This window comes from Pantoea sp. SGAir0184 (assembly GCF_043544755.1).
The window spans coordinates 296,888-322,385 of record NZ_CP028051.1; the positions used below are offsets into that span (position 1 = coordinate 296,888).

The window sequence follows — 25,498 nt, forward strand, 5'->3', positions numbered from 1 at the left end:
GGGCGCGTTTCACCTGCACGGAGTGCGCACAAACAGTCCGTTTCGGCTGCGGCTGAGACGCATAACAACATCTCCCCGACGACGGGGTTATTGCGCCCGGAGAACACCATGACTGACGTTTCAACCCGTCCTGCTGCGCTGGCAGGCGAAGACACCGCTTCGATTTATCGCAAAATCACCTGGAAGCTGATTCCGTTTCTCTGCCTGTGTTATCTCGCGGCCTACCTAGATCGCATCAATATCGGCCTGGCCAAACTACAGATGGCGAGCGATCTGGCGCTGAGCGAGACCGCGTTTGGTCTGGGTGCCGGGCTGTTTTTTGTCGGCTATATCCTGTTTGAAGTGCCGAGCAACCTGATCCTGCAGCGGGTCGGCGCAAAGATCTGGATCGCGCGCATTATGATTACCTGGGGTTTGCTCTCGACCGCCACGCTGCTGGTGCAAACGCCGACCCAGTTCTACATCATCCGCTTTTTCCTCGGCGCGGCCGAAGCCGGTTTTCTGCCTGGCGTGCTGTTCTATCTCACCAAATGGTTTCCCTCGTGGCGCCGCAGCCGCATCATTGCGCTGTTTATGATTGGCCTGCCGCTCTCCAGCCTGATTGGCGGACCGCTTTCCGGCTGGATCATGGGGCATTTTCATGAGGTTTACGGCATGCGCGGCTGGCAGTGGCTGTTTCTGCTGGAAGGTCTGCCCAGCGTATTACTGGGTGTGCTGACGTTCTGGCTGCTGCCGAACAGCGTCGAGAGCGCCAGCTGGCTCAGCAGCAGTGAGAAGCAGGCGGTGCTGCGCGAACTGGCGCGCGACGAAGGTGACGCCAAAGGGCTGAAACACAGCCTGCGCGATGGTCTGCTGAATATTCGCGTGGTGATGCTCGGCGGCATCGATTTCTCGATTCTGCTCAGCGCTTACGCCATGGGTTTCTGGATGCCGACCTTTATCAAGAATGCCGGCACCACCGATATCACCACCATTGGCTATCTGACGGCGATCCCCAGCCTGGCGGCGTTGATTGGTATGCTAGCGATTGGTGCCAGCTCAGACCGCCTGCGTGAACGCCGCTGGCATATTATTGTTCCGTTTATTATTGGCGCGGCAGCGATGGGCACCAGCACCTTCTTTGCTCATAACGTGGCGATGACCGTGCTGCTGTTCTCAATTGCACAGGCGATGATTATCGGGGCGGTGCCGGTGTTTTTCAGTCTGCCCGCTACGTTCCTGAAAGGCACGGCAGCGGCAGCGGGTTTTGCTCTGGCCTGTTCGATCGCCAATATCGCCGGACTGGTGAGTAATTCGGTGATGGGTGTGGCGCTGGATCTCACCGGCAGCAGCAACGGCGCGCTGTGGTTCTTCGCCGTGTGTCTGCTGCTCAGCTCGCTGTTGGTGGTCGCGCTGCCAGCGAAGCTGGTGAACCGGTAGAAGATACCTTCGCGTTAGAAGTACTTGTAATTCCCTGGTGCGCATCAATGCGCACCCTACAAAACAGTGCGAATTCGTTGTAATTATTGCCGTAGGGCCGCCATTTATGGCGACCTGGTTGCATAATCTGCACAACCAGGTGCGCGTCAATGCGCACCCTACAAAACAGTGCGAATTCGTTGTAATTATCGCCGTAGGGTCGCCATTCATGGCGACCTGGTTGCATAATCTGCATAACCAGGTGCGCACCCTACAAAACCGTGCGCATTTCGTTGCAATTATCGCCGTAGGGTCGCCATTCATGGCGACCGCCTCACAGCCGCAGAATGCAGCTCCACACCCCGCCAGACCGTCACGCCCACCCGCACCCAATCCTCCTCGCTTATCGGTTATCCATAAGGTAAAAATCTTGTGGGATAGCTCAAACTATCAGCTAAAGGTATTATAAAGGTATCTATTCTGGTGCTAGATTGGTTCTACCAACACCGGGGAGTCTATTTCGATGAAAACTACAATTCCAAAGCTGTCGTTCATGATGTTCTTAGAGTGGTTTATCTGGGGGGCATGGTTCGTGCCGCTGTGGGCATTTCTCAGCAAAAACGGCTTTTCGCCGGTTGAGATCGCCTGGTGCTACGCCTGTACCTCCATCGCTGCCATCCTGTCACCGATTCTGGTCGGCTCGCTGGCTGACCGTTTCTTCCAGGCACAGAAAGTGTTATCGCTGCTGACAATCGCCGGCGCGATTCTGATGTTCTTTGCCGCACAGCAGACGCACTTCAGCAGCTTCTTTCCGCTGCTGCTGCTGTATGCGCTCACCTATATGCCGACCATTGCGCTGACCAACAGTATTGCGTTTTCCCACGTCGGTGACGTGGAGCGCGACTATCCGCGCATCCGCGTGATGGGCACTATCGGCTGGATCGCCTCCGGCATCGCCTGCGGTTTCCTGCCGCCGCTGCTTGGCTTTGGCGATATCTCTGCCAGCAACGTACCGTTGCTGATCACCGCGGCCAGTTCGCTGCTGCTTGGCCTGTTCGCCCTGACCCTGCCGGCCACCGAACCCAAAAGCACCGGCAAGTTCAGCCTGCGCGTAGCGCTCGGCTTGGATGCGCTGCATCTGCTGAAAGATCGCAGCTTCCTCGTATTTTTCGTCTGTTCATTTCTGTTCAGTATGCCGCTGGCGTTCTACTACATCTTCGCTGAGGGATATCTGACCGAAGTCGGTCTGCCCCACGCCACCGGCTGGATGACACTCGGCCAGGTATCAGAAATCTTCTTCCTGCTGGCGCTGCCGTTCTTCATCAAACGCTTTGGCATCGGCAAAGTGCTGCTGCTCGGCCTGGTCACTGCCGCGCTGCGCTACGTGTTCTTTGTGTTCGGCGGCGATCAAAACCTGCTGACCTTCGGCCTGCTGTTTATGGGCATTCTGCTGCACGGCGTCAGCTACGACTTCTACTTCATCACCGCCTACATTTATGTGGATAAGAAAGCGCCGGTGGCGATGCGTAACGCTGCGCAGGGCCTGATCACTCTGGCCTGTCAGGGCATCGGCAGCCTGCTGGGTTACCGCCTCGGCGGCTATCTGATGCAGGAGATGTTCGCGTATGACCAGCCGCGCAACGGTCAGACCTTCAACTGGGCGGGAATGTGGATGTTTGGCAGCGTGATGATTGTCATCATCACCATCGCCTTTATCGTCCTGTTCCGCGACGGCAAAAAACGCAGTGATGAATTAACCGCTTTTGAAAACTCAGCAACCGCTGACAGCCATAAATAAGAGATGTAACCATGACGATGACACACCAGGAAAAACGGATTTTGGGCGCATTTTACGGCCAGGCATTGGGCGATGCGATGGGCATGCCATCGGAACTGTGGCCGCGCAGCCGCGTGAAACAGCACTTCGGCTGGATTGATCGCTTCCTGCCCGGCCCGGCAGAAAACAATGCCGCCTGCTACTTTGGCCGGGCGGCTTTTACTGATGACACCTCAATGGCGCTGGCGCTGGCCGATGCCATTATCAGCCACGACGGCGAAATTGATGCGGAAACCATCGGCGCCAATATTCTGCGCTGGGCGGAAGCGTTTGATGCCTTTAACAAAAATGTGCTCGGGCCGACCTCCAAAATCGCGCTTAACGCGCTGAAAAACGGTACGCCGGTGGCGCAGCTGGAAAATAACGGCCTGACCAACGGCGCGGCGATGCGCGTCTCGCCGCTGGGCTGTCTGCTGCCGGCGCGTGACCTGCCAGCTTTTATTGATGCTGTCGCGCTGGCCTCCAGCCCGACACACAAATCCGACGTGGCGATTGCCGGTGCCACCGCGATCGCCTGGGCAATCTCCCGCGCGATTGACGGTAGCGACTGGGCAACGATTCGTGACGAACTGCCGGCGATTGCCCGTGCGGCGCAGGAGCGGCGCGTCACCACTTTCAGTGCGGCGATGGCGGCCCGCATCGAACTGGCGTTGCAGGTGGTCGCGCAGGGCAGGGGCACCGAATCGACCATGCAGCAGATCTACGATCTGGTCGGTACCGGCACTAGCACCATTGAATCGGTACCGGCGGCGATTGCCATGGTCGAACTGGCGGCGACCGATCCCAATCGCTGCGCCATTCTGTGCGCCAATCTGGGCGGCGATACGGACACCATCGGCGCGATGGCGGTTGCCATTTGCGGCGCGCTGCACGGTATCGACGCGATCGATGCGCAGCTAAAAGCGGAACTGGATGCCGCTAACGCGCTGGATTTCACCCATTACAGCCGCGCGTTTGTCCGTTTCCGCCAGCAGCGCGAGGCCGCCTATGCTGACGCCTGACGATCTGTCCCGACTGGCGGGCCGGTTGCCGGTGTGCGTGGTGGGGGCGGCGGTAGTGGATGTGATTGCCGATGCCTGGACGTTGCCGTATCGCGGCAGCGACATCGAACTGCATCAGCAGGGCGTGAACGTTGGCGGCTGTGCGCTTAACGTCGCCATTGCGCTGCATCGTCTCGGCATTCCATCCATCAACGCGCTGCCGCTGGGGAACGGCATCTGGGCCAGTATCGTGCGACAGAAGCTGGCGGAATACGGTGTGCAGAGCGTACTGGAAAATGCGCACGGTGATAATGGCTGGTGTCTGGCGCTGGTCGAGCCGGATGGCGAGCGCACCTTTCTTTCCGTCAGTGGCGTGGAAAACCAGTGGGACGCCGCGCTGTTGCGCACATTGCCGCAGCCGGCGCAGCGCTGGATCTATCTCTCCGGTTATCAGCTCACCAGCAAAAGCGGCGAGGTGCTGATCGACTGGCTGGAGCAGCAGGCACAGCCGTATCAGCTGCTGGTGGATTTTGGCCCGCGGCTGGCGGACATCGGCGAGGCGCAGTTTGCGCGCATCATGGCGCTGCAGCCACTGATTACAGTGAACAGGCAGGAAGCGGAGCTGCTGTGGCATGAGCGTCTGCGCGCATCTGAACCTTTCGACGCCCATCAGCTGATGGCGCGCTGGCAGCAGCAGTTTGGCGGCGCAATGGTGTTAAGGCTGGACAGCGAAGGTGCCGGATACATCGACGCTGAGGCGCAGGGCTGGGTGCCCGCACTGGCGACTACGGTGGTCGATACTATCGGCGCGGGCGACAGCCATGCTGGCGGATTACTGGCGGGATTAGCGTCCGGCTGGTCACTGGCGGAGAGCGTTGCGCTGGGCAACGCAGTGGCGTCGTATGTGGTTTCCCGGCGCGGCGGCGACTGTGCGCCCGATCGTGCCACACTGCGCGCTTACTGGCAGCAACGCCTTACTCAGCAATAAACACGTACATATCGCTGCGGCAGTAGCTGATGCTGTACTCCAGCGGATTGCCCTGTGCGTCGAGTGCCAGCTGCTTAATCACCAGCACCGGCACATTGGCGGGCAGGGCAATTTGCTGCTGCAGGGCTTCGTCCGGCATACGCGCACTGACCCGGCTCTGGGATTTCACCGGCAGGATCTGCTGGCGATGAAAATAGTCATACAGCGAAATACCAATCTCATCGGCATCGGCGATGTAGCGCGCCGGTACCCACGACTCTTCAACCGAGACCGCCTGGCGGTCGACATAGCGAATACGTTTCAGCAAATAGACATCGCTGCCTGTGCTTAGCCCCAGCTTTTCGGCGATCTCTGCGCTGCAGGCAATTTTGCTTTTGTTGATCCACACGGTGTCCGGCGTTTTACCGCGCAGCACCGCCTGCTGCGACAATCCTTTTGGCTCTTTGAGTGAATATTCAAACTGGCTGCAAATCTGCGTGCCGTAGCCGCGGGAACGGAACACGACGCCCTCTTTTTCCAGCTCGTCCATGGCTTTACGCACGGTGATGCGCGAAATGTTCAGCGACTGGCTAAACTCGCGCTCGCCCGGCAGGATCTCTTCGTGCACCAGCGTGCCATCGCGCACCGCATCCTTAATCGCACTGGCAAAGCGTTTATACAGCGGCGTGCGACTCTCTGTCGCCAGCGTGGTGGTCAACCGCGCCAACAGCGCATTGTGGTCAGTCATAGCGGGCAGGGCACTCACTCGGGTCAGCGGCAGGAACCGCTATAATACTGAATTTTAATGCGGCGCGCAGCCAGCGGCGTTTTGACCAGTCATCATGTTTCTTTATCCTGCTCATAATGAGGCACATCGTCGCGTTCTGTTAGCCACGGCACGGTGTGCGAGCACCAGATATAGGAAACCGGCGTCTGAGCGGGATCGTCGTCCAGCGTGGCCACACGCAGAATCACGTGGCTCTGATGAGGTCTTTCAGCCATCAGATGAGATCCGCAGACTGAACAGAAATAACGCAACTTATCCGGGGAAGAATTAAATGCCGTCAGAAATTTTTCTCCCTGGGTCCACCTGAAATCCTCACGCCGCACGCGCGCTGTGGAGGTATAAGCGGCGGCGTGCGCTTTCCTGCAGGTATGACAGCAGCAATGCGTAATGCTGCCCGCCAGGCGATCGCATTCGTAGCGCACACGTTTACAGAGACAACTTCCGTTCATTTTTTCTCCTGATTCCTGTGCCGGATTATTGCATCAGCTTCAGATGGAGGAGGGGAAACGGTTTCCCCTCACCATCAACGGAAGACCGTCCAGTCACCTGAAAGCCCAGATGCTGATAAAACCCGAGCGCAGCGGTATTTTGTTCGTTAACGTCCACTTTCTTCGCTGAAAGATGACGGATAGCGTAATGGACTAACCGTGCACCGATCCCTTTTTTGTGATGAGCGGGCGAGACGAAAAGCATCTCGATATTCTCATCCTGCACGCCGATGAATCCGACAATGTCATGGTTTTCATCGCTCACTTTTCTTAAAACAACAGCATCAAAATAATTTTCCAGAATAAGCTGTCTAAGCCGCAGGATATCCTGTTCATTCAGGAAATGATGCGTTGCCCGGACGGCAGCCTCCCAGACCTGAATCAGTAAGTGATACTCTTCCTTGCTTACTTCGCTAATTGTCACTATGCCTCCTTAACATGCCAACGCGATGGCTTAACGCAATGCCTGCGCTAATCGCTGGCCAGCCGCGCATAAAGATATTCATCGCCCCACATCCCTTTGAAAAAAATATTCTGCCGGTAGTGCGCTTCACGGCGAAAATTCAGCTTTTCCAGCAGGTTTATGGCGCGAATGTTACGTGTGTCTACCACGGCAGTGAGCCGGTGTTTTGCAAACTGCGTAAAAAGCAGGGTAACGATGGCACTCGTTGCTTCAAGCGCAAAACCCTGTTTCTGAAATCCGGCATCAAATGTCATGCCGAGTTCAGCTTGTCTTCCTTCATCAAAAAAATGAATTCCGATGTCCCCTATCAGCCGTTCGTCTTCCTGGTGTGCTACGGCAAGCTGAAACCAGGTGTTATCGCTGTTGAACGGCAGCGCATCCTGCTGCGTATATAATTTCTCAGCGTCCTGCAGGGTAAATTCTTCCCAGCTCTGATAACGAGCAACGTCTGGCAGATTGCGATAGCGCGACAGATGCGGCAAATCAGCCAATGCCAGCTTGCGTAACACCAGGCGTTGAGTATAAATCGGCAACGTCAGCGCCATATGTTCTCCGCTGCCTGCGTGCAGGCGAGTTAAAGTAAACCGGGAGCGGTGCGTATCGCTTCAAGCCCGACGCGTTGCCCGAAAGACAGCTCCAGCGTATTTCCATCTGGATCGGCAAAAAATACGTAATATCCCACCGGTTCGCCAGCCTCTTCAGGGGCTTTACGTAACACGCCTTCGGCGACGGCCATCGCTGTTTTACGATCGATCTCTTCGCGTGACGCACAGGCAATGCCTAAGTGTCCAAATTTACCCAGTGGCGTATCTGACACGTCATCCGCCTGCACCAGAACCAGCGCGAAAGGGCGGGTATGATCGCTCAGCCATGCCACCTTGCGGGCAGCCGGGACGTCAGGTTCACGGGTGTGTATCACCTTCATTCCTGCATAGCGGCGGTAGAAATCCATGCTCTTCTCCAGATCCCTTACCATAAACGCAACGTGGGTAAATCCAACATCGATATCCTTCATCTGCATCCTGTCTCCATTTATTGCCTCCCTGAAACGACAAAAACTCAAGCCTGGTAAAGGTTAATCGCCATAAAGGGCCTGGTCGCTGATCATTTTTCCGTGTGGAGGCGTGGTGCGTGAAACGGTACTCTCTCTTAAAATTTCAATATAACTCAACAGTTTTGGAATAAAAACGACACAGCATCGCGTGCTATATGCCTATTAATAACGTTGACGGAGCGGAAATAAAAACGATTTAATTTCCGCCTGTTTTTTAGGAAAACTAAACAATGCGAAATAGCCTGCCTTCTCTTAACGCCCTGAAGGCGTTCGAATCCGTTGCCCGGCACCTCAGCATGACCCTTGCAGGCCAGGAGTTGCACGTCACGCCCGGCGCGATCAGCCTGCACATCAGGGAACTGGAACGGCAGCTGGGCCTGCCCCTGTTTCAGCGAAATGGACGCAAGCTGGCGCTGACGGCATCCGGTCAGGGCTATTACTACTCGATTGCTTCGGCTTTCAGCCTGATACGTGAAGCCACTGAAACGCTGGTGCAGGAGACACAAAAAAATACCATCACGCTGGCCTGCACCACCGGATTTGCGACCCACTGGTTACTGCCGCGACTGGCTGATTTTGAACGTGCCTGTCCGGATATTGACCTGCGCATCAGTGCCACTTCCCGCATCCAGTCTTTCGCCACGGATGGTATCGACCTGGCCGTACGGCATGGCAACGGTTTCTGTGAGGGTTGCGTGAGTGAGAAGTTGATCGACGACGACTACCTTGCAGTCTGCATTCCTGCTGTGGCGCAGCAGCTGGGAGAACCGCCGGCACTTGCCGCACTCGGTCGCGTCACGTTACTGCATGATATGCACCGGGAAGACTGGCAGCGCTGGCTCGCTGAAGCCGGTGTCGGGCATATTGATTCCGGTAAAGGGCCCTTGTATAGCGATGGCAGCGGGCGTGGCTGGCGATGCTAGCCGGCATGGGCGTAGCGCTGATGCGCAGGCGATTTGTTCAGGCAAACCTGACATCCGGTGAAGTGGTGGCACCGTTTCCAAATACGCTGAATACCGGACACGCGTACTGGCTTATTACGCCCCACGAAGCGCTGCTGCGTTCTGCCGTGGTAAAAGTAAGAGCCTGGCTCATGCAGCAGTCCACAGAATAGAACAGCGTCCGGCATTTCTTCATATCAACAAGACAGTGTAAATTTCTGAGCAAGCCGATATAACAGGTTCAGGACATTTCACCTGCAGAGGATATCATGGCGCTTTCACACGAATTAATGCTGATTTACACCACTTATTTTGTGGCAACGGCCAGCCCTGGTCCGAGTAATATGGCGATTATGGGAACGGCGATGAATAAAGGGCGCGGTGCCGCCTTAGCGCTTGCGGGCGGGGTAATTGGCGGCTCAATGCTGTGGGCGCTGCTGGCGGCCTGCGGGGTATTAACCGTGCTGGCGACGTTTGCCCAATTGCTGCTGGTGTTGAAAATCGGCGGCGGGTTATATCTGTTGTGGCTGTCATACAAAGCCGGTAAATCTGCGTTAACCCGCACTGCTGCCGATAAAACCGTTATCAGCGATCACCGTGTTGCGTATGGCGCGTTATTTCGTCAGGGAATTTTGATGCACGTCGGTAACCCGAAAGCCATTTTAACCTGGGTCGCGATCATGTCCGTCGCGCTCAAACCGGACGCTGCAGCCTCGACCTTACCGCTGATTATTCTCGGCTGTGCGGCGATTTGCGTTGCGGTATTTTGCGGCTATGCGCTGATATTTTCCACTGCAGCAATGAACGCGTTTTACCGTCGTATCCGCCGGGGATTAGATGCGCTATTAGCCTGCTGTTTTGCCATTGCCGGACTGAAACTGGTGTTGAGTCGTCAATAAAGCAAATTTTTAACCTCAGGTTCGCCCTCCAAAGCAACAGGCCGCTCAGTTAAGTAAACCACCATGAGCAGCCTGATTGTCGCGGCGCGACGCATCGCGCCCTGCTTCAGGCCGTTACTCCGGTGTGATAACCGCGCCTAGAGTCTTGATCTCAAATGTGTTTAGATACCTGAACGTAAAAGCCAGTGAATCGTAGCCATGAATCTAAAGGAAACTATCGTCCGCGAGTTCAGTGAATTATCGCCAGAACTACAGCGGGCTGCCGAATTCTCACTGCAGAATGCCAATCAACTGGTGGTGCAATCCATGCGCACCTTTGCGCAGCAGGCCGGGGTGAAACCGGCAACGCTGCTGCGCCTGGCGAAACGGCTGGGCTATAACGGCTGGAGTGAACTCAAAGACGCATTCATCGATGACATCGGCCTGCGCAATGATACCTATGTCTCGAAAGCGGAAAAGCTGGTGGCCGCCGGCACGCAACCGCAGCTGTATGATGCGATGTTTCAGGCCCATCAGACCAACCTGGCCTTTACGCAGAACGAAAACCGCCAGGCAATGGAACAGGCCGTGACCTTACTCGATGCGGCTGACAATGTTTACATCTGCGGCTTCCGCGCCAGCTTTCCGATCGCCTGGTCATTATTTTATGTGTATCGGCTGTTCAATCGTCAGGTGTCACTGGTGGATGGTCTGGCGAGCAATATCGAAGTTTTCACGCGTGAACTGGCTGCCGCGGATTGCCTGTTACTTACCAGCTTTGCCCCTTATTCACGCGAATCACTTGATGTACTGCGCGCAGCGCAGCAGGCGGGCGCAAAGATCATCGCCATTACCGACTCACCGGTCTCGCCGCTGGCGCAGGCCGCTGATTGCTCGCTCCGGTTTTCACTGGACAGCCCATCGTTCTTCCCGTCAGTCGTCTCTGGCATGGGCCTGGCCGAGTGCCTGCTGGCGATGCTGGTGGCCCGTCATGGACGTGATGCGGTCAGTAAAATTGAAAACGCCGAACGCTATTTAATCGATTCCGGCGCTTACGTGCATGCCGGCAAATCCTGACAGATGATTCATTTGTATCTGTCATAAGAATATTGAATTCGATTGAATCATTATTGCGTTGACGTGATTCAAATGGATCCTGCAAGATACGTTTCAACAACGAAGCGTATTCAGGAGCAGGACCAGCATGAGCCGTATCATTCACCGCAGTCTGCGCAGCGTGCCCGCCGTGGCTACGCGCGCACACGGGGCCTACATTTTTGATGCACAGGGAAAACAGTATCTTGATGCCTGCGGTGGCGCCGCCGTTTCCTGCCTGGGCCACGCCCATCCTGACGTCCTCGCAGCCATGCATCGTCAAATCGATCAACTGGCTTATGCGCATACCAGTTTCTTCACCAGCGATACCGTTGAACAGCTCGCCGAACAGTTAACGCGCACCGCACCGGGCGATCTAAACTATGCCTATTTTGTGTCGGGCGGTTCTGAGGCGGTGGAAACCGCGCTGAAACTGGCCCGGCAATACTTTGTTGAGATCGGACAGCCCGCGCGTACCCGTTTCATCGCCCGCAAACAGAGCTACCACGGCAATACGCTGGGCGCGCTGGCGGTGGGTGGCAACGAATGGCGCCGGCGTCAGTTCGCACCCCTGTTAATCGACGTGATTCGCGTTTCCGCCTGCAATGAGTATCGCGATCGCCGTGCCGATGAAACCCAGCAGCAGTATACCCAGCGGCTATTGAGCGAGCTGGAGCAGGCGATTGTCGATGCGGGCCCGGAAACGATTATTGGCTTCTGCGCGGAGACGGTGGTCGGTGCGACCAGCGGTGCCACGCCGCCGACGCCGGGCTATCTGCAGGGTGTACGTCGCCTGTGCGAAAAGTACGACATTTTGTTTATCGCCGATGAGGTGATGTGCGGAATGGGGCGTACCGGCACACTGCACGCGTTCGAACAGGATGGCGTGGTACCTGATTTGGTCACCATCGCCAAAGGACTGGGTGGCGGTTATCAACCCATCGGCGCGGTGCTGGCCAGTGAGAAGATCGTGTCTGCGCTGCAGGCTGGCAGCGGTCTGTTCCAGCATGGACACACTTATATCTGTCATGCGACAGCCGCTGCGGCGGCGTTAGCAGTTCAGCAGGTGATTGAGCGCGACCATCTGCTGGAGGCGGTTCAGCAGCAGGGCGCTTATCTGCACAAGGCGCTTCGCGACGTGCTGGGGGAGTTACCGCACGTGGGTGATACGCGCGGCCGCGGCCTGTTTGCCGGTGTGGAGCTGGTGCGTGATAAAGCCACAAAAACCCCGTTCGATCCGGCGATGAAACTTCACGCAGCCATCAAGGCCAACTGTATGGCGCGCGGTTTGCTGGTCTATCCGATGGGCGGCACGCTGGACGGGCAATATGGCGACCATATTTTAATTGCCCCACCGTTTATCGTCACCCCGCAACAACTGGATTTTGTCGTGGATACGCTGAACACCGTGATACGTGAAGAGACCGGCAAATTATGATTAACCGATTACCGCCGCTGGCGGAGCAGGACTGGGATGAGCAGCAACGTCCGCTCGCGGAAGAGATTATCAACGGGCCGCGCGGTGCGCTGCTACCTCCGTTTGAGCCGCTGCTGCGCAGCCCAGAGTTAATGGCACATGCACAGCGTATGGGGGAATATCTGCGCTATCGCAGTGCGCTGGGCCAGCGGTTATCGGAACTGGCGATTTTAATGACGGCAAGGCACTGGTCACAGCCGGTAGAGTGGGCAATCCATGCGCCGATAGCGCGCGAAAAGGGGATTTCTGCTGCAGCAGTGCAGGCCATCAATGAAAAACGTCAGCCCGCGGATTTGCAGCCTGATGAGTGGGTGATTTATCAGTTTTGCCAGCAGTTACATCAGCAACAGAAAATCAGTGATGCCACCTGGCAGCAAGCCATCGAATTATGGGGCGAGAAGGGCGTGGTGGATTTGATAGGCATTAACGGCTATTACAGTTTTCTCTCGATGATCATGAACGGCGCACAGACGCCGGTACCCTTTACGCAGGATCACTTGCTTCCTGCATAAGTTGTCGCATTACTCCGGGCGTACCTGATACGCCCATTATATTAACCACCTTCTTTGACCATGTCCGCCGGGTTATTTCGCTGGATGACAATCATTGCACGCTACATTACTGACGCTGAGGGTTATTATGTCTGCATTTTTAAATAAATTAAAAGTTACACTGGCATTGGTGGCCTGTTCCGCCAGTTTTACCGCTGCGGCGCAGGAGAAATTAACCGTCGGGGTTGATACGGCTTTTGTTCCTTTTGAATTTAAGCAAGGTGATAAATACGTCGGCTTTGACATTGATTTATGGGATGCCATCGCGAAGAAAATGCATATCAGCTATGAATTACACCCAATGGACTTTGGTGGCCTGATTCCGGGGCTGCAATCGCGGAATCTGGATGTCGCGATGGCAGGCATTACCATTACCGATGCGCGTAAGCAGGTGGTGGATTTCAGCAACGGTTATTATGATGCCGACTTATTAATGGCTGTCAAAAGCGATGATAACAGCATTAAGAAATTCAGCGATTTAACCGGCAAGAAAGTGGGTCTGAAACAGGGCACGGCCGCAGCCAGCTTTATGAAAAGTAAATACAAGGCAAATTATGTTGAGTTTCCTAATATCGACAACGCCTATCTGGATTTGCAGGCCGGCAACCTTGATGCGGTGGTCCATGACTCGCCCAATGTGCTGTACTACGTGAAAACGGCGGGCGATGGCAAAGTCAAAGCCAGCGGTGAAAACGACACAATTCTGCCGCAGCAGTATGGCTTTGCCATGCAGAAAAACAGCAGCCTGACACCTAAGATCAACGCCGCGCTGCAGGCCCTGCGCGCGGATGGGACTTACAGCAAAATCTACGTGAAATGGTTTGCTAAGCAGCCGAAATAATCCTGCCAGGCCGGAGCCCTCCGGCCTTATTTAGCGTTTACAGGTTAAATTATGAATTTTGACAGTAAATATATTTGGGAATCTCTGCCGCTACTGCTGCAGGGGCTGCAGCTGACCTTGATTATTTCGCTGTCAGGTCTGCTGGGCGGTTTTATTATTGGCTTACTGGCGGGAACCTGCCGTGCTCTGGGCGGAAAAATCGCCAAAACGCTGTCACTTATTTTTGTCGAGCTTATTCGCGGTACGCCCATCATGGTGCAGGTAATGTTTATCTATTTTGCACTACCGATGGTGTTGCCGATAAGAATTGATCCCGTCACCGCCGCGATCGTGACCATTGTGATTAACTCCGGTGCCTACATTGCTGAAATTACCCGGGGCGCGATCCTCTCAATCAATAAAGGCTTTAAAGAAGCGAGTCTGGCGATGGGCTTATCGCAGCGCAGTACGCTATGGTATGTCATTATGCCTTTAGCGTTACGCCGCATGATTCCGGCTTTAGGTAACCAGTGGATTATCAGTATTAAAGATACCTCACTGTTTATTGTGATTGGCGTGGCAGAACTGACGCGTCAGGGGCAGGAGATCATTGCGGGTAATTTCCGTGCGCTGGAAGTGTGGACGGCGGTAGCCATGATTTATCTGCTGGTGACGTTATGCCTGAGCTTTTTACTGAAGCAGCTGGAAAAAAGGATCCATATTTTATGAGCATGGTTGAATTTAACGCAGTGTCGAAAAATTTCGGTGCCACGCAGGTCCTGCATAATATCAATTTAAAAATTGAGGCTGGCGAGGTGGTGGTGATTATTGGCCCTTCAGGCTCGGGTAAATCAACGCTGTTACGCTGCATCAACAAACTGGAAGAGATCTCATCCGGGACGCTGCTGGTCGCCGGAATGCATATCACCGATCCGCATGCGAATGAATGTGATATCCGCCGCGAAGCCGGCATGGTGTTTCAGCAGTTCCACCTGTTCCCGCATCTGACTGCGCTGGAAAACGTGATGTTCGGCCCGATTCGCGTGCGTCATCAAACGAAAGCCGCGGCGCGCGAGCAGGCGCTGGCGCTGCTGGAGCGCGTTGGCTTGCGCGATCGCGCCAGCCACTATCCGTCTGAACTTTCCGGGGGCCAGCAGCAGCGCGTGGCGATTGCCCGGGCACTGGCCGTCAGGCCGAAAATGATGCTGTTCGATGAGCCGACCTCCGCGCTGGATCCGGAGTTACGTCATGAAGTGTTGAAAGTGATGCGCTCGCTGGCTGAAGAGGGCATGACCATGGTGATTGTGACGCATGAGATTGGCTTTGCCCGCGATGTGGCTTCGCGGCTGATCTTTATTGATGGCGGTACCATTGCCGAAGATGGGCCACCTGATATGCTGCTGACTGCCAGCCGTAATCCGCGTCTGAAAGAATTTCTGCAACATGTATCCTGAAATGAAGTGAAATAACGCTATGAAAAAACTCGACTTCCGTGGTTCGGCTTTTGTTATTGGTCAGCAACTCGGTGACTTTGGCCGTGATACCTGGCATAACAAACTCAGGCATACCCGTCTCTGGCAAACGGTCACCGCCATGAAAGATACGCAGCAAATCGGCAATATGCGCGCGCGGGTCCAGCGCCAGTTTCCGCTGATCTGGCAGGAGCTGGAAGGACTGGCTGAAGGATTACAGGTACCGATTGACGAGGTGTTTGCGTGGAACTGCCGGGGCGATCTGGTGCGTTCTACTTCGGATGGCTGCACCACGGTGGCGGGAAAAAGTGCCAGCGGGGAGTTGATCATTGCGCACAACGAAGATGGTTTTCCCCAGCTGCGCGATGACTGTGCGCTGGTCACCGTGACCCCGGACGACGGCCTCGCGTTCACCAGCTTCGCCTATCCGGCATCACTTTGCGGTCACACTTTTGCCGTTAATGAGAAGGGCATCGTTAATACCGTCAATAACATTCGCGCACAGCATCGTCCGGATGGCGTGCCGCGCCAGATCATTGCCCGCGCGTCGCTGAACGCGACCACGCTGGATGAAGCGATCGCCATACTTAGCGCCATACCGCGCGCCGGCGCGTTTCACCACACGCTGGGGCAGCAGGGCGATAGCCGCCTGATCAGTATTGAAGCGACAGGCTCAGGCTGTTCAGTGATCGCACTGACTGCGCCTTTCGGGCACGCTAACCATCTTATTCACCCGCAGCTTGCCGCCGTCGAACAGGTGGTCACCGCCAGTTCCGGCTCGCGCCAGCAGCGTCTGGATACATGGCTGACGACGCAAACGGCGGTAGATGGCGCGGCGGCTAAGGCGATTTTATCGGATCAGCAGGATGCAGCATTGCCGATTTACCGGCTGTCGCCGCAGGATCCGGATGAGGAAAATACCCTCGCCACGGCTGTTTTTACCCTGAGTGATGACGCGGTGACGTGGCAGATCTTCACGCGCGACCGCCAACGCGCCGCTTTGCAATCTGCTGGTCGTCAATGAGGTATTCTTTTTAATCTCCACAGTTCATCTCTGAAGCCGGACAGTGATTGCTGGCAGCGCGCTAACCCGCGCTGCCAGCAATACTGACAATGTTACTCGTGGATACGCGCTTCTTCGGACATCAGACATCCGTCGCTGAAGCTCCAGTCATCGACGGTGTTAAACTGAATAATCACCATCACATCCTGCGGATCGATATCCAGCGATTGCGAGAGTTGCTGACACAATCTGCGACACAGCTTGTGCTTCTGTTCGCGGCTGCGCGGCTTGCCCGCAGTAATCATGAACTGAACAAAATCCTCTGAACGCCCGCGGCTTTTATAGTGGCGATCAAACACCCTTAGCCGCGCCGGCAGTTCTTCAAATACCTGAAAGCGGTCGCCGGGTGGAACGGCAAATTCGTCCTCCAGACTCTGTTGCAGGATGTCGGAAATCTGCGTTAATTGCGCGTCGCTGTAACCCTGACGCAGTATGATGCGGGTAAAAGGCATGAGGGTTACGCCTCTTCCAGACAGCTTAGCGCTGACACCGCCGCCGGCCAGCCGGCATAAAAGGCCAGATGGGTGAACACTTCGACGATCTCTTCTCGTGCCAGGCCATTTTGTTGCGCGAATTCGATATGCCACGGTAGCTGTTGCACTCGCCCCAGCGCCGTCAGTGCGGCCAGCGTAATCAGGCTGCGTTCGCGCGGCGTAAGCGCGTCACGTTGCCAGATGTCATCGAAAAGAACCTGCTGACTGAGTTCGGCCAGCTTTGGCGCGATGCGCGCCAGCGTTTTACTATCAAGTGTTTTTGCCATGATGTTTCTCCGTATTGACTCAGCCGCGATTGTGGCGAAACATAACCATCCTGAAAATCAAATAAAACACCGTCATTCATCCCATAAATCAGGACGATTATGCAAAAGTTAGCTCAGACGCTGGATCTGGATGCGCTACGCAGTTTTGTCACCGGCATGGAGTGTGGCAGTTTTGCGCAGGCCGCCGTGCGGCTCTGTCGATCCACTTCGGCGGTCAGCGCCCAGCTGAAAAAGCTGGAGCAACAATGTGGCAGCAAGCTGGTGGTGAAAAGCGGGCGTCATCTGGCGTTAACCCGTGAGGGGGAAGTGATGATGGGTTATGCCCGTCGTCTGCTGGCATTGAACGACGAAGCACTGTGCACCTTCAGCGGTGTAGGGCTGCAGGGGGAAGTGCGCCTTGGCATGCAGGAAGATTTTGGCGACACCCTGATGCCCGGTATTCTGGGCGAATTTACACGTCACCATCCCGGGCTGCAGATCATCGCCCGCGTGGCGCGTAATCAGGAGCTGCTTGCAGCGCTGGACAGCGATGCTCTTGATATGGCGCTGCTGTGGCAGGCACAACCGCTGCAGCGTAAAGGCGTGTTGATCGGCCAGTTCCCGCTGGAGTGGATCGCCCACCCCGACTGCGACGTCAGCGCGATGATAAGCCAGGGCGAACCGCTGCCGCTGGTGATGTTTGATAATCCATGCCTGATGCGCTCGCGCGCCATCGACAGTCTGGACCGGGCGGGCATTGCATGGCGAATCGTGTTTGTCAGCCTTAGCCTGAGCGGCATCTGGGCGGCGGTGCGGGCCGGTCTGGGGATCACCGTGCGCACGCGGGTCGGCATGCCCGCTAACCTGGTGAGCGCTGGCAATGTTTTGCCGCCGCTGGGCGCGCTGGGCGTTACGCTGGAACAAAAAAGTGGCAGCCAGACTGAGCCGAATGCGCAAAACCTGCTGGCCAGACTGATGGAAAATGCGCTGCGCAGCATAGAGCCGTTACCGGGTCTGCGGCCCGCCTGAATTGCTGCGCTAATCCCTGCGACAGTTACTTCGCAATCAGCAGCGCATCGGCGATATCCAGCATGGCGCGCAGGCGGTCCATGTGCCGCAGATCCTGATGATAGCCTACCCAGACATCGCGCGAAGGCGGCGGCTGTGGGGTTGGAATCCGCTGCAGTCCGGCGGTGGCATCGCCCAGCGGCTGGGGTAACACCGCCACGCCCATGCCGCGCCGGCACATCTGCGCCTGCACCGCCCGGCTGGTGCTGGTAAAAGCCCGCCGTGACTGTGGAAATTGATCGAGCAGCCAGACGACGTCCGGAAAATGCGCTTGCGCGGTATTCATCAGGATCAGCCCCACTGATGCGGGATCGTGTTGCAATGCGCGGGCATTTTCAGGCGTGCCGTATAACGCATAGGGCATGCTCATCAGGCGCCGCTGGACGATATCCGGCTCGGTAAAAGGCACAATGCGAAAAGCCACGTCGGCGTCGCGCCGCGACAGATTGAGCAAACGGTAGCTGGCGATGATTTCCGGCACGATAGCGGGATGGCGCTGTGTCAGCTCGCTCAGTACCGGCGCCAGCACGGCGGTGGCAAACCACTCGGCACAGGAGATGCGTAAAATGCCTTCCAGCCGCGGGTGATTGCCCGCCAGTCGTCTCTCCATCGCCAGCGCAGCATTTTCCATACTTTCTGCCAGGCCCAGCACGGCGTCACCGGCATCGGTTAACACCAGGCCATCCGGCGTGCGGCGAAACAGCGCCTGATGGGCCTGCGCTTCCAGCACCTTAATGCGACGACCCACGGTCGGATGGCTGACGCCGAGCCGGCGCGCGGCCTCGCCATAGGATCCGCTGCGCATCACCGCCAGAAAGATCCGTACATCGCTCCATTCCATTGCGCTTGCTCCCGTTCAAAAATGAACGTCGAATATACAAAAATGGCAGTTCTCAAACAACTTTGTAGCTATCACCATAACGGCACCATCCAGACTGAACTGATTGAGGATTGCAGAACATGAAAAAGCTTCAGGACAAAGTCGCCCTCGTAACCGGCGCATCTAAAGGCATTGGTGCGGCGATTGCCCGCCAGCTGGCCGCCGACGGCGCAAAGATCGTCGTCAACTATGCCGCCGATAAAAACGGGGCGGATAAGGTGGTCGCCGCTATTGAGGCTGCCGGTGGCACGGCGGTGGCGCTGGCAGCGGATGTCACCGATCAGCCGCAGGTTGAGGCACTCATTCAATCTACCCTCGCGCAGTTTGGCCGGCTGGATATTGTGGTGAACAATGCCGGTGTGTATCAGTTTGCGAAGATTGAAGAGAGCAGCGAAGCGCTGTATCGCAAGCAGTTTGACATCAATGTGCTCGGGCCGCTGCTGGTGACAGGCGCCGCCGTGCCACATCTGGGCAAGGGCAGCAGCATTATCAATATCAGCTCATTCGTGACGCGGGTATTTCTGGCGGAGAGCGCTATTTACAGCGGCAGCAAAGGCGCGATTGATGCCATTACCGGCGTGCTGGCGCGCGAACTCGGCCCGCGCGGCATCCGCGTCAACGCGGTCAATCCGGGGTTAATCGAAACCGAAGGCACGCACAGCACCGGCGCGATGGGATCGGAGTTTCAGCGCTGGAACGAAAGCCAGACACCGCTTGGCCGTATTGGCCAGGTGCAGGATATTGCGCCGATTGTGGCTTATCTCGCTTCCGACGATGCCGGATGGGTGACGGGCGAGGTGATGGTGGCGTCAGGCGGCATGCGTTAACGGGAGAAAAGGATGCATCAGATGATGGTGGTATGTGTCGGCGATGAAACCCATCGCTTTGACCGCGACTATTATACCCACACGCACCTGCCGCTGGCGCTGGCATGCTGGCAGGATTATGGGCTCATTTCGGCGGAAGCGTTCTATCCCGCTTCAGACCGCAGCGGCTGGCTCTCCATCGGTGTTTACACGTTTGCCTGTCAGCAGGATGTCAACCGGGCGCTGGAGTCCGAACAAACCAAAAGAGTCATGGCCGATGTGGTGCATTTTACCGACGCCACCACGGTGATTCGCAGCCATTTCATTCCTTTCTGAACGGCAGCAACGCCGCCGCGCAGTTATGCCCTCCGGTCACCGGTTTAATAGTCTGCTTAATGAACGCATTGTGCGTTAAGCAGGCATCCCGGCAGCAAAAACGGGACGCGCTGGTGCCAAATCAGGACAAACCAATCCCTGAATCTGGTACGTGGCGCTGCCTTTTGCTATTTCATGTGTGAGCTATCACCGCAGCAGCACACAGGACGCAAACATGAATTTTTACAGCAGCAGAGAATTTACGGGTTCCAAAGCCTGGGAGTCTCAGCATATTGCCAGCTTCGATAACACCAGCGTTAAACTGCACTGGACCGATCAACCCTATAAATGGCATATCAATGATGGACAAGAGGTGTTTGCCGTTATGGATGGTTGCGTTGACATGTTCTACAAACAAGCGGGCGAAGTGAGAACCCAACGATTAACCACCGGCGATATTTTTTATGCCAGCGAAGGCACTGAACACGTCGCACATCCGCAGGGCGTAGCCCGGGTACTGGTGATTGAACAAGCGGGATCGGTTTGATGCGACGCCTCAGCCCCGGTTATTTCACGATCGACGAAGCCTGCTCGGCGCGATTACCGGCTATGACGCGCCGGCGATGACAGTCGGCGGGATCGAGTCGTTCTCCCCGGGCAGAATACACGGCCAGTTCAGCTAACGGTTCACCGTTGGCGTTATCCAGCAAAACCGAGTGTGTCTCGCCTTTTTCAAACAGATAACGCTCTCCCCACTGGCGCATCGCCACGACGATTGGGAAAACGGCTCGTCCCCGTTCGGTCAGCAAATATTCCTTGTAGGCGCTGCCATCTGACGCCGGACAACTCTCAAGCACGCCGACCTCAACCAGCAGTTTCAGCCGTGACGCCAGGATATTTTTTGCCAGCCCAAGGTTTTTCTGGAAATCACTGAAGCGGCGCACATCATCAAACGCTTCACGGATGATCATCAGACACCAGCGTTCGCCAATCACCTCCACGGTCCGGGCGACCGGGCATTCGCTGGTTCTGAGCGCTTCCTGTTTGGCCATCTTCTCTCTCACTCTGCTGATTTACTGACGGCAGCTTAGCCTTCAGCAAAACAAGTTGCAAAAAAAAACTACCGCTGCTACTTATTGAATAAATCGGTTTCAAAAAAAACCACACAAGGATGCAACATGACTTGCACCAGTGATACCCCTGCAACCTCTGAGGCGCCTCTTTCGCCGGCGACGACCTCAGTGCTGTCGCCTCACATCATTTTTCTGTTCTCACTGACCTGCGCGCTGGCTGTCGGCAATGTCTATTCTGCCCAGCCATTGCTGGAATCCATCTCCGCAACGCTGCAGGTTTCGCCCGGCACCATCGGCCTGGTCATCACGGCAACGCAGGCGGGTTATGCCATAGGATTGTTCTTGCTGGTGCCGCTCGGCGATCGCTTTGATCGCAAAAAGCTGGTAGTCACGCACCTGCTGCTGTCGGTGCTGGCCCTTATCGCGGCGGCGTTAGCAGAGAGTTTGCTGGCGCTGCTGGTGGCGATGCTGCTGGTGGGGGTGATGGCGGTGGTGACGCAAACCGTGGTGGCGTGGGGCGCTATCCTTTCGGCACCGGCTCAGCGTGGCAAGGTGGTAGGCAGCGTCACCAGTGGCATCGTGATGGGCATACTGCTGGCGCGGCTGGTCTCTGGCATCATCGCCGATATCGCCGGCTGGCGGGCGGTGTATATGACCTCATCGGCGCTGATGCTGCTGATTACCGTGCTGCTGATGAAAGTGATACCTGCTGCCGGTCCGCAGAACACAGCCACTTCCGTGGCCGGGCTGCTGTGGTCTGTTCCGCGTCTTTTCGTCACCGAGCCTTTGTTGCGTCAGCGCGGCGCGCTGGCTCTGCTGATTTTTGCCGCGTTCAGCATGTTGTGGAGTTCCATGGTTTTGCCGCTCACGGCCATGTCGCTTTCCCATACGCAAACAGGGCTGTTTGGTCTGGCTGGAATAGCCGGAGCGCTGGCGGCTTCCAGAAGTGGCGCCTGGGCTGACAGGGGAATCGGGCAGCGCGCCAGCGGATGCGCACTGGCTTTATTAACGCTCTCGTGGCTCCCCATCGCCTTCGCGCAGGCCTCTTTATTCTTGCTGGTTATTGGCGTGATCATGCTGGATTTCGCCGTGCAGACGGTGCATGTCATCAACCAGAGCATGCTGATTGCCGGCAAACCCGCTATCACCAGCCGGCTTATCGGAGCCTATATGTGTTTTTATGCGGCAGGCAGCGCGCTAGGCGCTATTGCTGCCACCCAACTCTATGCGCACTGGGGATGGTATGCCGTGTGCGGCGGCGGGGCACTGGTCAGTGCCTGCGCACTTATTCTCTGGTATGGAACACGTCAATCATGAAATTATCACACCTGCTGCTGGCCATCGGTATTACCGCCATCTGGGGCATTAATTTTTCGGTGATTAAATTAGGGCTGCACGCCATCGATCCGTTTATTCTGGCAGGGCTGCGTTTTACGCTGTGTGCCATCCCGGCGCTCTTCTTTATTAAAAAGCCTGACGTCCCGTGGCGCTACCTTATTGGTTACGGACTGGTATTCGGCATTGGCTTGTGGGGCCTGGTCAATCTGGGGATAAAAACCGGCTTGTCGGCGGGGATCGCCTCGCTGGTGCTGCAGTTCAGTGCCTTTTTCACTCTGCTGCTCGGCAGTTATGTGTTTAAAGAACAGCTCAGCCGCTATCAGATCGCTGGCTTTGTGCTGGCGTGCAGCGGATTGATGAGCATTGTGTTTATTACCGACGGCTCGGTGACGTTTGCCGGGTTGCTGCTGGTGCTGGCAGGCGCCATAGCCTGGAGTATTGCCAATATCATCATGAAAAAAGCCGGCACGAAGCAGGTATTCGCGTTTCTGGTCTGGTCGATCGCCTTTTCGCCGCTTCCGCTTTTTCTGCTGGACGGATTAATTAATGGCAGCGCGGGCTATAGCGCATTAATCAGCCATATGGATACCCGTGCGATATTATCCATTCTGTTTCAGGTCTACCCCAATACGTTATTAGGCTACTGGATCTGGAATTCATTGCTCAAACAGTATCCTGTCTCCACCGTCGCGCCATTATCGCTGCTGGTGCCGGTATTCGGCATTCTCGGTTCGATGATGATATTTGGTGAAGTTATTTCTCCGATGAAAATCCTGGCGCTGGTACTGATTATTACCGGGCTGGCGGTTGGGTTGTATGGACAACGCATCAAACGTTATTTCATCCGCAGTCGGATTCGCTGTGATCAGCAGCCCGCTGATGAGCCGTGATCCGACAAGAGCGGGCATCCCGCCCGCTCTCTCTGTCAGTGAAAATCCGCTTACTGCACCACGAAACGCGCGACTGAGCCTTCCAGTGTCGATGCCTGATCGCGCAGTGCGCTGGCGGCGGCCGATGATTCCTGCACCAGCGCGGCGTTCTGCTGCGTCACGCTGTCCATCTGAACGATAGCGACGCCGACCTGCGAAATGCCGCGATTCTGCTCATCGGATGCCTGCGCGATTTCGGCGAGGATGCTGGTTACGTTGCCAACGGAATGTACAATTTCATCCATGGTTTTACCGGCCTGACCCACCAGCTGTGAACCACTGCTGATACGCGCGACCGATTCGCCAATCAGGGTTTCGATCTCTTTGGCCGCCTGAGCGCTGCGCTGCGCCAGACTGCGCACCTCACTGGCGACCACGGCAAAGCCGCGTCCCTGCTCACCGGCGCGCGCTGCTTCTACTGCTGCGTTTAACGCCAGGATATTGGTCTGGAAAGCAATGCTGTTAATGACGGTGGTGATTTCGGCGATTTTGCCGGAGCTGGCACTGATCTGGTCCATGGTTTCAACCACGCCTTTGACCAGCGAGCCGCCCTGATTAGCCTTCTCCGAAGTGGCACGCGCCAGTTCGCTGGAGTGATGAATGTTTTCCACGTTCTGCTTCACGGTAGCGGTTAACTGCTCCATGCTGGCTGCCGTCTGCTCCAGCGCGGCCGCCTGCTCCTCGGTGCGGGCGGAAAGATCGTTATTGCCTGCAGCAATTTCTGCGGAAGCGTGGCTGACCTGCATCACGCCGCTGCGAATGTTACCAATGATGCCGCGCAGATCGTTGCTCATCTCACCGACCGCCTGCATCAGCTCGCCCAGTTCGTCCTTACGCGAAGTTTGCAGCTGTACGCTCAAATCTCCCTGCGCAATCTGCCGCGCGACGTTCAGTGTTACCGCTAAAGGACGGGTAATCTGCCGGGTGATAAACACCGCAATCAGAATGCTGATTACCACAGCCGCCGCCAGGATCAGCGACATCCACAGAATTGCCCGGGCGATATCCTGGTGCGTGGCGGCCAGCTGCTGGGTAAATAATTGATTACTGGTATTGGTCAGATGCAGGCCCGCGATGGCAAGCTGGCGGGTCGCTTCCACTTCTTCTTCCGCGGAGGCGTTGTAGTCCTGCACGCTGTCGCGTCTGGCCGCCAGCGTTACGGCAATTTTATCCAGCGCGTTGCTGTCATCAGCGCTCAGGCGTGGTCGAGCCTGGTCAATGAGTTGAATCGTTTCAGCTATAAAGCCTGACAAAGCCAGACGGTTTTCTTCACTGTTGTCCAGCGCCATCAGCTTTACACGAATACTGATACCATTCAGATATTTAGCGATTTCATTGAGCGCAGCTGCCGTATCCTGCTGTGTGCTGACGTAGTTTCTGGCCAGCGCGGCAACCGCCGTGGTTTCGTCACTGAAGCGCAGCGCCTGCAGAATGCTCTGGCGCTTATGCACTTCGTTCACCGTTTCTGCACGATGCTGACGATAAAGGTTCATCGCAGCTGGCAGAGAGGCAATCAGCGCGGTCTGCGCGCTATCCCATTGCCAGGTTTTCAGCTGGTTGATACTGCCCTCAATCGCCTGCAGTCGCGATTCGTTGTCGGCAATGAATTTTTCATCGTGGGTTTTAACGTATTGCAGGCGGGCATCTTTAGCCTGCGCGAACTGATCGTTAATGCCTTTCAACTGGCTGAGTTTTTCCGCACGTTCCGCGATGTCGTGCAGATTTTTGATGCCACAGGAAGCTACAGCAATGCTGAGGATAAGCAGCACACCAAACCCGAGCATGAGTTTTCTGCTGACTCTGATATCTTCCAAAAAAACACGTATTTTTTTCATTAAGGTGAATCTCCCTGGTTGTTGTTGTCCACGCTTTTGCCTGATGGCAATGGCGTTATCGGCAGGAAGATGATTAATTTCAATTAAAATAATTAAAAAACATATAATCACCTAAATTTATTAGATGAGCTATGCTTGGGGAAGGGCTGCAACGATAGGGCAGGCGTGGAGCTCGGGTTTTCTGTTTTAGACTGGTACTGATTTTGGCGGATAGCGGTGCGGGGGAAAGTATTGACGCAACCTG

General features: G+C 56.0%; 30 protein-coding genes. 20 read left to right on the forward strand and 10 right to left on the reverse strand.

Features of this window, described 5'->3' with window-relative positions:
• Positions 1 to 108 precede the first annotated feature (108 nt).
• From C1N60_RS21395 to C1N60_RS21410, 4 genes are all read left to right on the forward strand, one after another.
• Positions 109 to 1,419, forward strand: coding sequence for an MFS transporter (locus C1N60_RS21395; protein WP_394521978.1), 1,311 nt, complete (start codon positions 109 to 111; stop codon positions 1,417 to 1,419).
• Positions 1,420 to 1,921: 502 nt separating this feature from the next.
• A complete protein-coding gene (locus C1N60_RS21400; protein WP_031279949.1) occupies positions 1,922 to 3,196 on the forward strand; it encodes a nucleoside permease in 1,275 nt (424 codons plus the stop codon).
• A 17-nt stretch (positions 3,197 to 3,213) separates the two neighbouring features.
• Positions 3,214 to 4,236, forward strand: a complete 1,023-nt coding sequence (locus C1N60_RS21405; protein ID WP_031279951.1) for an ADP-ribosylglycohydrolase family protein — start codon at positions 3,214 to 3,216, stop codon at positions 4,234 to 4,236.
• A complete protein-coding gene (locus tag C1N60_RS21410; RefSeq protein WP_166710594.1) occupies positions 4,223 to 5,203 on the forward strand; it encodes a PfkB family carbohydrate kinase in 981 nt (326 codons plus the stop codon). Before C1N60_RS21405 ends, C1N60_RS21410 begins: the two co-directional genes overlap by 14 nt.
• Here C1N60_RS21410 and C1N60_RS21415 read toward each other — a convergent pair.
• From C1N60_RS21415 to C1N60_RS21435, 5 genes are all read right to left on the reverse strand, one after another.
• Positions 5,190 to 5,930, reverse strand: coding sequence for a GntR family transcriptional regulator (locus C1N60_RS21415; RefSeq protein WP_058758945.1), 741 nt, complete (start codon positions 5,928 to 5,930; stop codon positions 5,190 to 5,192). The two genes, C1N60_RS21410 and C1N60_RS21415, sit on opposite strands and share 14 nt — an antisense overlap.
• Positions 5,931 to 6,022: 92 nt before the next feature.
• Positions 6,023 to 6,418, reverse strand: a complete 396-nt coding sequence (locus C1N60_RS21420) for a GFA family protein (protein ID WP_211727192.1) — start codon at positions 6,416 to 6,418, stop codon at positions 6,023 to 6,025.
• Between the two features lie 25 nt (positions 6,419 to 6,443).
• Positions 6,444 to 6,881, reverse strand: a complete 438-nt coding sequence (locus C1N60_RS21425; protein ID WP_088517457.1) for an acetyltransferase — start codon at positions 6,879 to 6,881, stop codon at positions 6,444 to 6,446.
• Between the two features lie 47 nt (positions 6,882 to 6,928).
• Positions 6,929 to 7,459: a GNAT family N-acetyltransferase gene (locus tag C1N60_RS21430; RefSeq protein ID WP_058781103.1), complete on the reverse strand. Its 531-nt coding sequence runs from the start codon at positions 7,457 to 7,459 to the stop codon at positions 6,929 to 6,931.
• A gap of 35 nt (positions 7,460 to 7,494) precedes the next feature.
• Complete coding sequence (locus C1N60_RS21435) at positions 7,495 to 7,935, reverse strand: VOC family protein (RefSeq protein ID WP_031279954.1); 441 nt, start codon at positions 7,933 to 7,935, stop codon at positions 7,495 to 7,497.
• Positions 7,936 to 8,270: 335 nt separating this feature from the next.
• Here C1N60_RS21435 and C1N60_RS21440 point away from each other — a divergent pair, with 335 nt between their 5' ends.
• From C1N60_RS21440 to C1N60_RS21485, 10 genes are all read left to right on the forward strand, one after another.
• The gene (locus tag C1N60_RS21440; protein WP_394521979.1) at positions 8,271 to 8,897 is read left to right on the forward strand and encodes a LysR substrate-binding domain-containing protein; all 627 of its coding nucleotides are present in this window, start codon (positions 8,271 to 8,273) and stop codon (positions 8,895 to 8,897) included.
• 20 nt (positions 8,898 to 8,917) lie between these two features.
• Complete coding sequence (locus C1N60_RS21445) at positions 8,918 to 9,088, forward strand: type 2 periplasmic-binding domain-containing protein (protein ID WP_394521996.1); 171 nt, start codon at positions 8,918 to 8,920, stop codon at positions 9,086 to 9,088.
• Between the two features lie 96 nt (positions 9,089 to 9,184).
• The gene (locus tag C1N60_RS21450) at positions 9,185 to 9,814 is read left to right on the forward strand and encodes a LysE family translocator (RefSeq protein WP_058776142.1); all 630 of its coding nucleotides are present in this window, start codon (positions 9,185 to 9,187) and stop codon (positions 9,812 to 9,814) included.
• A gap of 198 nt (positions 9,815 to 10,012) precedes the next feature.
• Entirely contained in the window at positions 10,013 to 10,870 is an 858-nt protein-coding gene (locus tag C1N60_RS21455) for a MurR/RpiR family transcriptional regulator (RefSeq protein WP_394521980.1), read from the forward strand.
• A gap of 127 nt (positions 10,871 to 10,997) precedes the next feature.
• Complete coding sequence (locus tag C1N60_RS21460) at positions 10,998 to 12,326, forward strand: aspartate aminotransferase family protein (protein ID WP_058758950.1); 1,329 nt, start codon at positions 10,998 to 11,000, stop codon at positions 12,324 to 12,326.
• On the forward strand, positions 12,323 to 12,877 hold the full coding sequence (locus C1N60_RS21465; protein ID WP_176428143.1) for a carboxymuconolactone decarboxylase family protein: 555 nt from the start codon (positions 12,323 to 12,325) through the stop codon (positions 12,875 to 12,877). The genes C1N60_RS21460 and C1N60_RS21465 overlap by 4 nt, the downstream gene beginning before the upstream one ends.
• Positions 12,878 to 13,004: 127 nt before the next feature.
• The gene (glnH, locus tag C1N60_RS21470) at positions 13,005 to 13,757 is read left to right on the forward strand and encodes a glutamine ABC transporter substrate-binding protein GlnH (RefSeq protein WP_058781013.1); all 753 of its coding nucleotides are present in this window, start codon (positions 13,005 to 13,007) and stop codon (positions 13,755 to 13,757) included.
• Between the two features lie 51 nt (positions 13,758 to 13,808).
• Positions 13,809 to 14,465, forward strand: a complete 657-nt coding sequence (glnP, locus tag C1N60_RS21475; RefSeq protein WP_021508828.1) for a glutamine ABC transporter permease GlnP — start codon at positions 13,809 to 13,811, stop codon at positions 14,463 to 14,465.
• A 2-nt stretch (positions 14,466 to 14,467) separates the two neighbouring features.
• A complete protein-coding gene (gene glnQ / locus C1N60_RS21480) occupies positions 14,468 to 15,190 on the forward strand; it encodes a glutamine ABC transporter ATP-binding protein GlnQ (protein WP_031279957.1) in 723 nt (240 codons plus the stop codon).
• A 19-nt stretch (positions 15,191 to 15,209) separates the two neighbouring features.
• Positions 15,210 to 16,232: a C45 family autoproteolytic acyltransferase/hydolase gene (locus tag C1N60_RS21485; protein WP_394521981.1), complete on the forward strand. Its 1,023-nt coding sequence runs from the start codon at positions 15,210 to 15,212 to the stop codon at positions 16,230 to 16,232.
• 92 nt (positions 16,233 to 16,324) lie between these two features.
• Here the strand turns inward: C1N60_RS21485 and C1N60_RS21490 are convergent, their stop codons facing one another.
• Entirely contained in the window at positions 16,325 to 16,723 is a 399-nt protein-coding gene (locus C1N60_RS21490) for a tautomerase family protein (RefSeq protein ID WP_241798134.1), read from the reverse strand.
• 5 nt (positions 16,724 to 16,728) lie between these two features.
• Entirely contained in the window at positions 16,729 to 17,031 is a 303-nt protein-coding gene (locus C1N60_RS21495; RefSeq protein WP_021508832.1) for a carboxymuconolactone decarboxylase family protein, read from the reverse strand.
• An 87-nt stretch (positions 17,032 to 17,118) separates the two neighbouring features.
• On the opposite strand from C1N60_RS21495, the gene C1N60_RS21500 reads away from it, so the two are divergent.
• The gene (locus C1N60_RS21500; RefSeq protein ID WP_374710388.1) at positions 17,119 to 18,039 is read left to right on the forward strand and encodes a LysR substrate-binding domain-containing protein; all 921 of its coding nucleotides are present in this window, start codon (positions 17,119 to 17,121) and stop codon (positions 18,037 to 18,039) included.
• 25 nt (positions 18,040 to 18,064) lie between these two features.
• Here C1N60_RS21500 and C1N60_RS21505 read toward each other — a convergent pair whose 3' ends face one another.
• A complete protein-coding gene (locus C1N60_RS21505; RefSeq protein WP_394521982.1) occupies positions 18,065 to 18,919 on the reverse strand; it encodes a LysR family transcriptional regulator in 855 nt (284 codons plus the stop codon).
• A gap of 119 nt (positions 18,920 to 19,038) precedes the next feature.
• Between C1N60_RS21505 and C1N60_RS21510 the strand changes: the two genes are divergently transcribed.
• The 3 genes from C1N60_RS21510 to C1N60_RS21520 all read left to right on the forward strand — a co-directional run bounded on the left by C1N60_RS21510 (position 19,039) and on the right by C1N60_RS21520 (position 20,626).
• A complete protein-coding gene (locus C1N60_RS21510; RefSeq protein WP_058781016.1) occupies positions 19,039 to 19,785 on the forward strand; it encodes an SDR family NAD(P)-dependent oxidoreductase in 747 nt (248 codons plus the stop codon).
• A 12-nt stretch (positions 19,786 to 19,797) separates the two neighbouring features.
• A complete protein-coding gene (locus tag C1N60_RS21515) occupies positions 19,798 to 20,100 on the forward strand; it encodes an EthD family reductase (protein WP_021508836.1) in 303 nt (100 codons plus the stop codon).
• A gap of 214 nt (positions 20,101 to 20,314) precedes the next feature.
• A complete protein-coding gene (locus C1N60_RS21520; protein WP_058758957.1) occupies positions 20,315 to 20,626 on the forward strand; it encodes a hypothetical protein in 312 nt (103 codons plus the stop codon).
• Positions 20,627 to 20,645: 19 nt separating this feature from the next.
• On the opposite strand, the gene C1N60_RS21525 is transcribed toward C1N60_RS21520, so the two are convergent.
• Complete coding sequence (locus C1N60_RS21525) at positions 20,646 to 21,131, reverse strand: winged helix-turn-helix transcriptional regulator (RefSeq protein ID WP_394521983.1); 486 nt, start codon at positions 21,129 to 21,131, stop codon at positions 20,646 to 20,648.
• Between the two features lie 126 nt (positions 21,132 to 21,257).
• Here C1N60_RS21525 and C1N60_RS21530 point away from each other — a divergent pair, with 126 nt between their 5' ends.
• Complete coding sequence (locus C1N60_RS21530) at positions 21,258 to 22,469, forward strand: MFS transporter (RefSeq protein WP_394521984.1); 1,212 nt, start codon at positions 21,258 to 21,260, stop codon at positions 22,467 to 22,469.
• Complete coding sequence (locus C1N60_RS21535; protein ID WP_058776133.1) at positions 22,466 to 23,380, forward strand: EamA family transporter; 915 nt, start codon at positions 22,466 to 22,468, stop codon at positions 23,378 to 23,380. The genes C1N60_RS21530 and C1N60_RS21535 overlap by 4 nt, the downstream gene beginning before the upstream one ends.
• A gap of 50 nt (positions 23,381 to 23,430) precedes the next feature.
• Here the strand turns inward: C1N60_RS21535 and C1N60_RS21540 are convergent, their stop codons facing one another.
• Positions 23,431 to 25,254, reverse strand: coding sequence for a methyl-accepting chemotaxis protein (locus C1N60_RS21540; RefSeq protein ID WP_058776132.1), 1,824 nt, complete (start codon positions 25,252 to 25,254; stop codon positions 23,431 to 23,433).
• Between the last annotated feature and the right edge of the window lie 244 nt (positions 25,255 to 25,498).

What these genes read in the sequence shown, in the direction of transcription:
- C1N60_RS21395 (WP_394521978.1), top strand. Translation starts at nt 109, where the DNA reads ATGACTGACGTTTCAACCCGTCCTGCTGCGCTGGCAGGCGAAGACACC.
- C1N60_RS21400 (WP_031279949.1), top strand. Translation starts at nt 1,922, where the DNA reads ATGAAAACTACAATTCCAAAGCTGTCGTTCATGATGTTCTTAGAGTGG.
- C1N60_RS21405 (WP_031279951.1), top strand. Translation starts at nt 3,214, where the DNA reads ATGACACACCAGGAAAAACGGATTTTGGGCGCATTTTACGGCCAGGCA.
- C1N60_RS21410 (WP_166710594.1), top strand. Translation starts at nt 4,223, where the DNA reads ATGCTGACGCCTGACGATCTGTCCCGACTGGCGGGCCGGTTGCCGGTG.
- C1N60_RS21415 (WP_058758945.1), bottom strand. Translation starts at nt 5,930, where the DNA reads ATGACTGACCACAATGCGCTGTTGGCGCGGTTGACCACCACGCTGGCG.
- C1N60_RS21420 (WP_211727192.1), bottom strand. Translation starts at nt 6,418, where the DNA reads ATGAACGGAAGTTGTCTCTGTAAACGTGTGCGCTACGAATGCGATCGC.
- C1N60_RS21435 (WP_031279954.1), bottom strand. Translation starts at nt 7,935, where the DNA reads ATGAAGGATATCGATGTTGGATTTACCCACGTTGCGTTTATGGTAAGG.
- C1N60_RS21440 (WP_394521979.1), top strand. Translation starts at nt 8,271, where the DNA reads ATGACCCTTGCAGGCCAGGAGTTGCACGTCACGCCCGGCGCGATCAGC.
- C1N60_RS21445 (WP_394521996.1), top strand. Translation starts at nt 8,918, where the DNA reads ATGCGCAGGCGATTTGTTCAGGCAAACCTGACATCCGGTGAAGTGGTG.
- C1N60_RS21450 (WP_058776142.1), top strand. Translation starts at nt 9,185, where the DNA reads ATGGCGCTTTCACACGAATTAATGCTGATTTACACCACTTATTTTGTG.
- C1N60_RS21455 (WP_394521980.1), top strand. Translation starts at nt 10,013, where the DNA reads ATGAATCTAAAGGAAACTATCGTCCGCGAGTTCAGTGAATTATCGCCA.
- C1N60_RS21460 (WP_058758950.1), top strand. Translation starts at nt 10,998, where the DNA reads ATGAGCCGTATCATTCACCGCAGTCTGCGCAGCGTGCCCGCCGTGGCT.
- C1N60_RS21465 (WP_176428143.1), top strand. Translation starts at nt 12,323, where the DNA reads ATGATTAACCGATTACCGCCGCTGGCGGAGCAGGACTGGGATGAGCAG.
- glnH (WP_058781013.1), top strand. Translation starts at nt 13,005, where the DNA reads ATGTCTGCATTTTTAAATAAATTAAAAGTTACACTGGCATTGGTGGCC.
- glnP (WP_021508828.1), top strand. Translation starts at nt 13,809, where the DNA reads ATGAATTTTGACAGTAAATATATTTGGGAATCTCTGCCGCTACTGCTG.
- glnQ (WP_031279957.1), top strand. Translation starts at nt 14,468, where the DNA reads ATGGTTGAATTTAACGCAGTGTCGAAAAATTTCGGTGCCACGCAGGTC.
- C1N60_RS21485 (WP_394521981.1), top strand. Translation starts at nt 15,210, where the DNA reads ATGAAAAAACTCGACTTCCGTGGTTCGGCTTTTGTTATTGGTCAGCAA.
- C1N60_RS21490 (WP_241798134.1), bottom strand. Translation starts at nt 16,723, where the DNA reads ATGCCTTTTACCCGCATCATACTGCGTCAGGGTTACAGCGACGCGCAA.
- C1N60_RS21495 (WP_021508832.1), bottom strand. Translation starts at nt 17,031, where the DNA reads ATGGCAAAAACACTTGATAGTAAAACGCTGGCGCGCATCGCGCCAAAG.
- C1N60_RS21505 (WP_394521982.1), bottom strand. Translation starts at nt 18,919, where the DNA reads ATGGAATGGAGCGATGTACGGATCTTTCTGGCGGTGATGCGCAGCGGA.
- C1N60_RS21510 (WP_058781016.1), top strand. Translation starts at nt 19,039, where the DNA reads ATGAAAAAGCTTCAGGACAAAGTCGCCCTCGTAACCGGCGCATCTAAA.
- C1N60_RS21515 (WP_021508836.1), top strand. Translation starts at nt 19,798, where the DNA reads ATGCATCAGATGATGGTGGTATGTGTCGGCGATGAAACCCATCGCTTT.
- C1N60_RS21520 (WP_058758957.1), top strand. Translation starts at nt 20,315, where the DNA reads ATGAATTTTTACAGCAGCAGAGAATTTACGGGTTCCAAAGCCTGGGAG.
- C1N60_RS21525 (WP_394521983.1), bottom strand. Translation starts at nt 21,131, where the DNA reads ATGGCCAAACAGGAAGCGCTCAGAACCAGCGAATGCCCGGTCGCCCGG.
- C1N60_RS21530 (WP_394521984.1), top strand. Translation starts at nt 21,258, where the DNA reads ATGACTTGCACCAGTGATACCCCTGCAACCTCTGAGGCGCCTCTTTCG.
- C1N60_RS21535 (WP_058776133.1), top strand. Translation starts at nt 22,466, where the DNA reads ATGAAATTATCACACCTGCTGCTGGCCATCGGTATTACCGCCATCTGG.
- C1N60_RS21540 (WP_058776132.1), bottom strand. Translation starts at nt 25,254, where the DNA reads ATGAAAAAAATACGTGTTTTTTTGGAAGATATCAGAGTCAGCAGAAAA.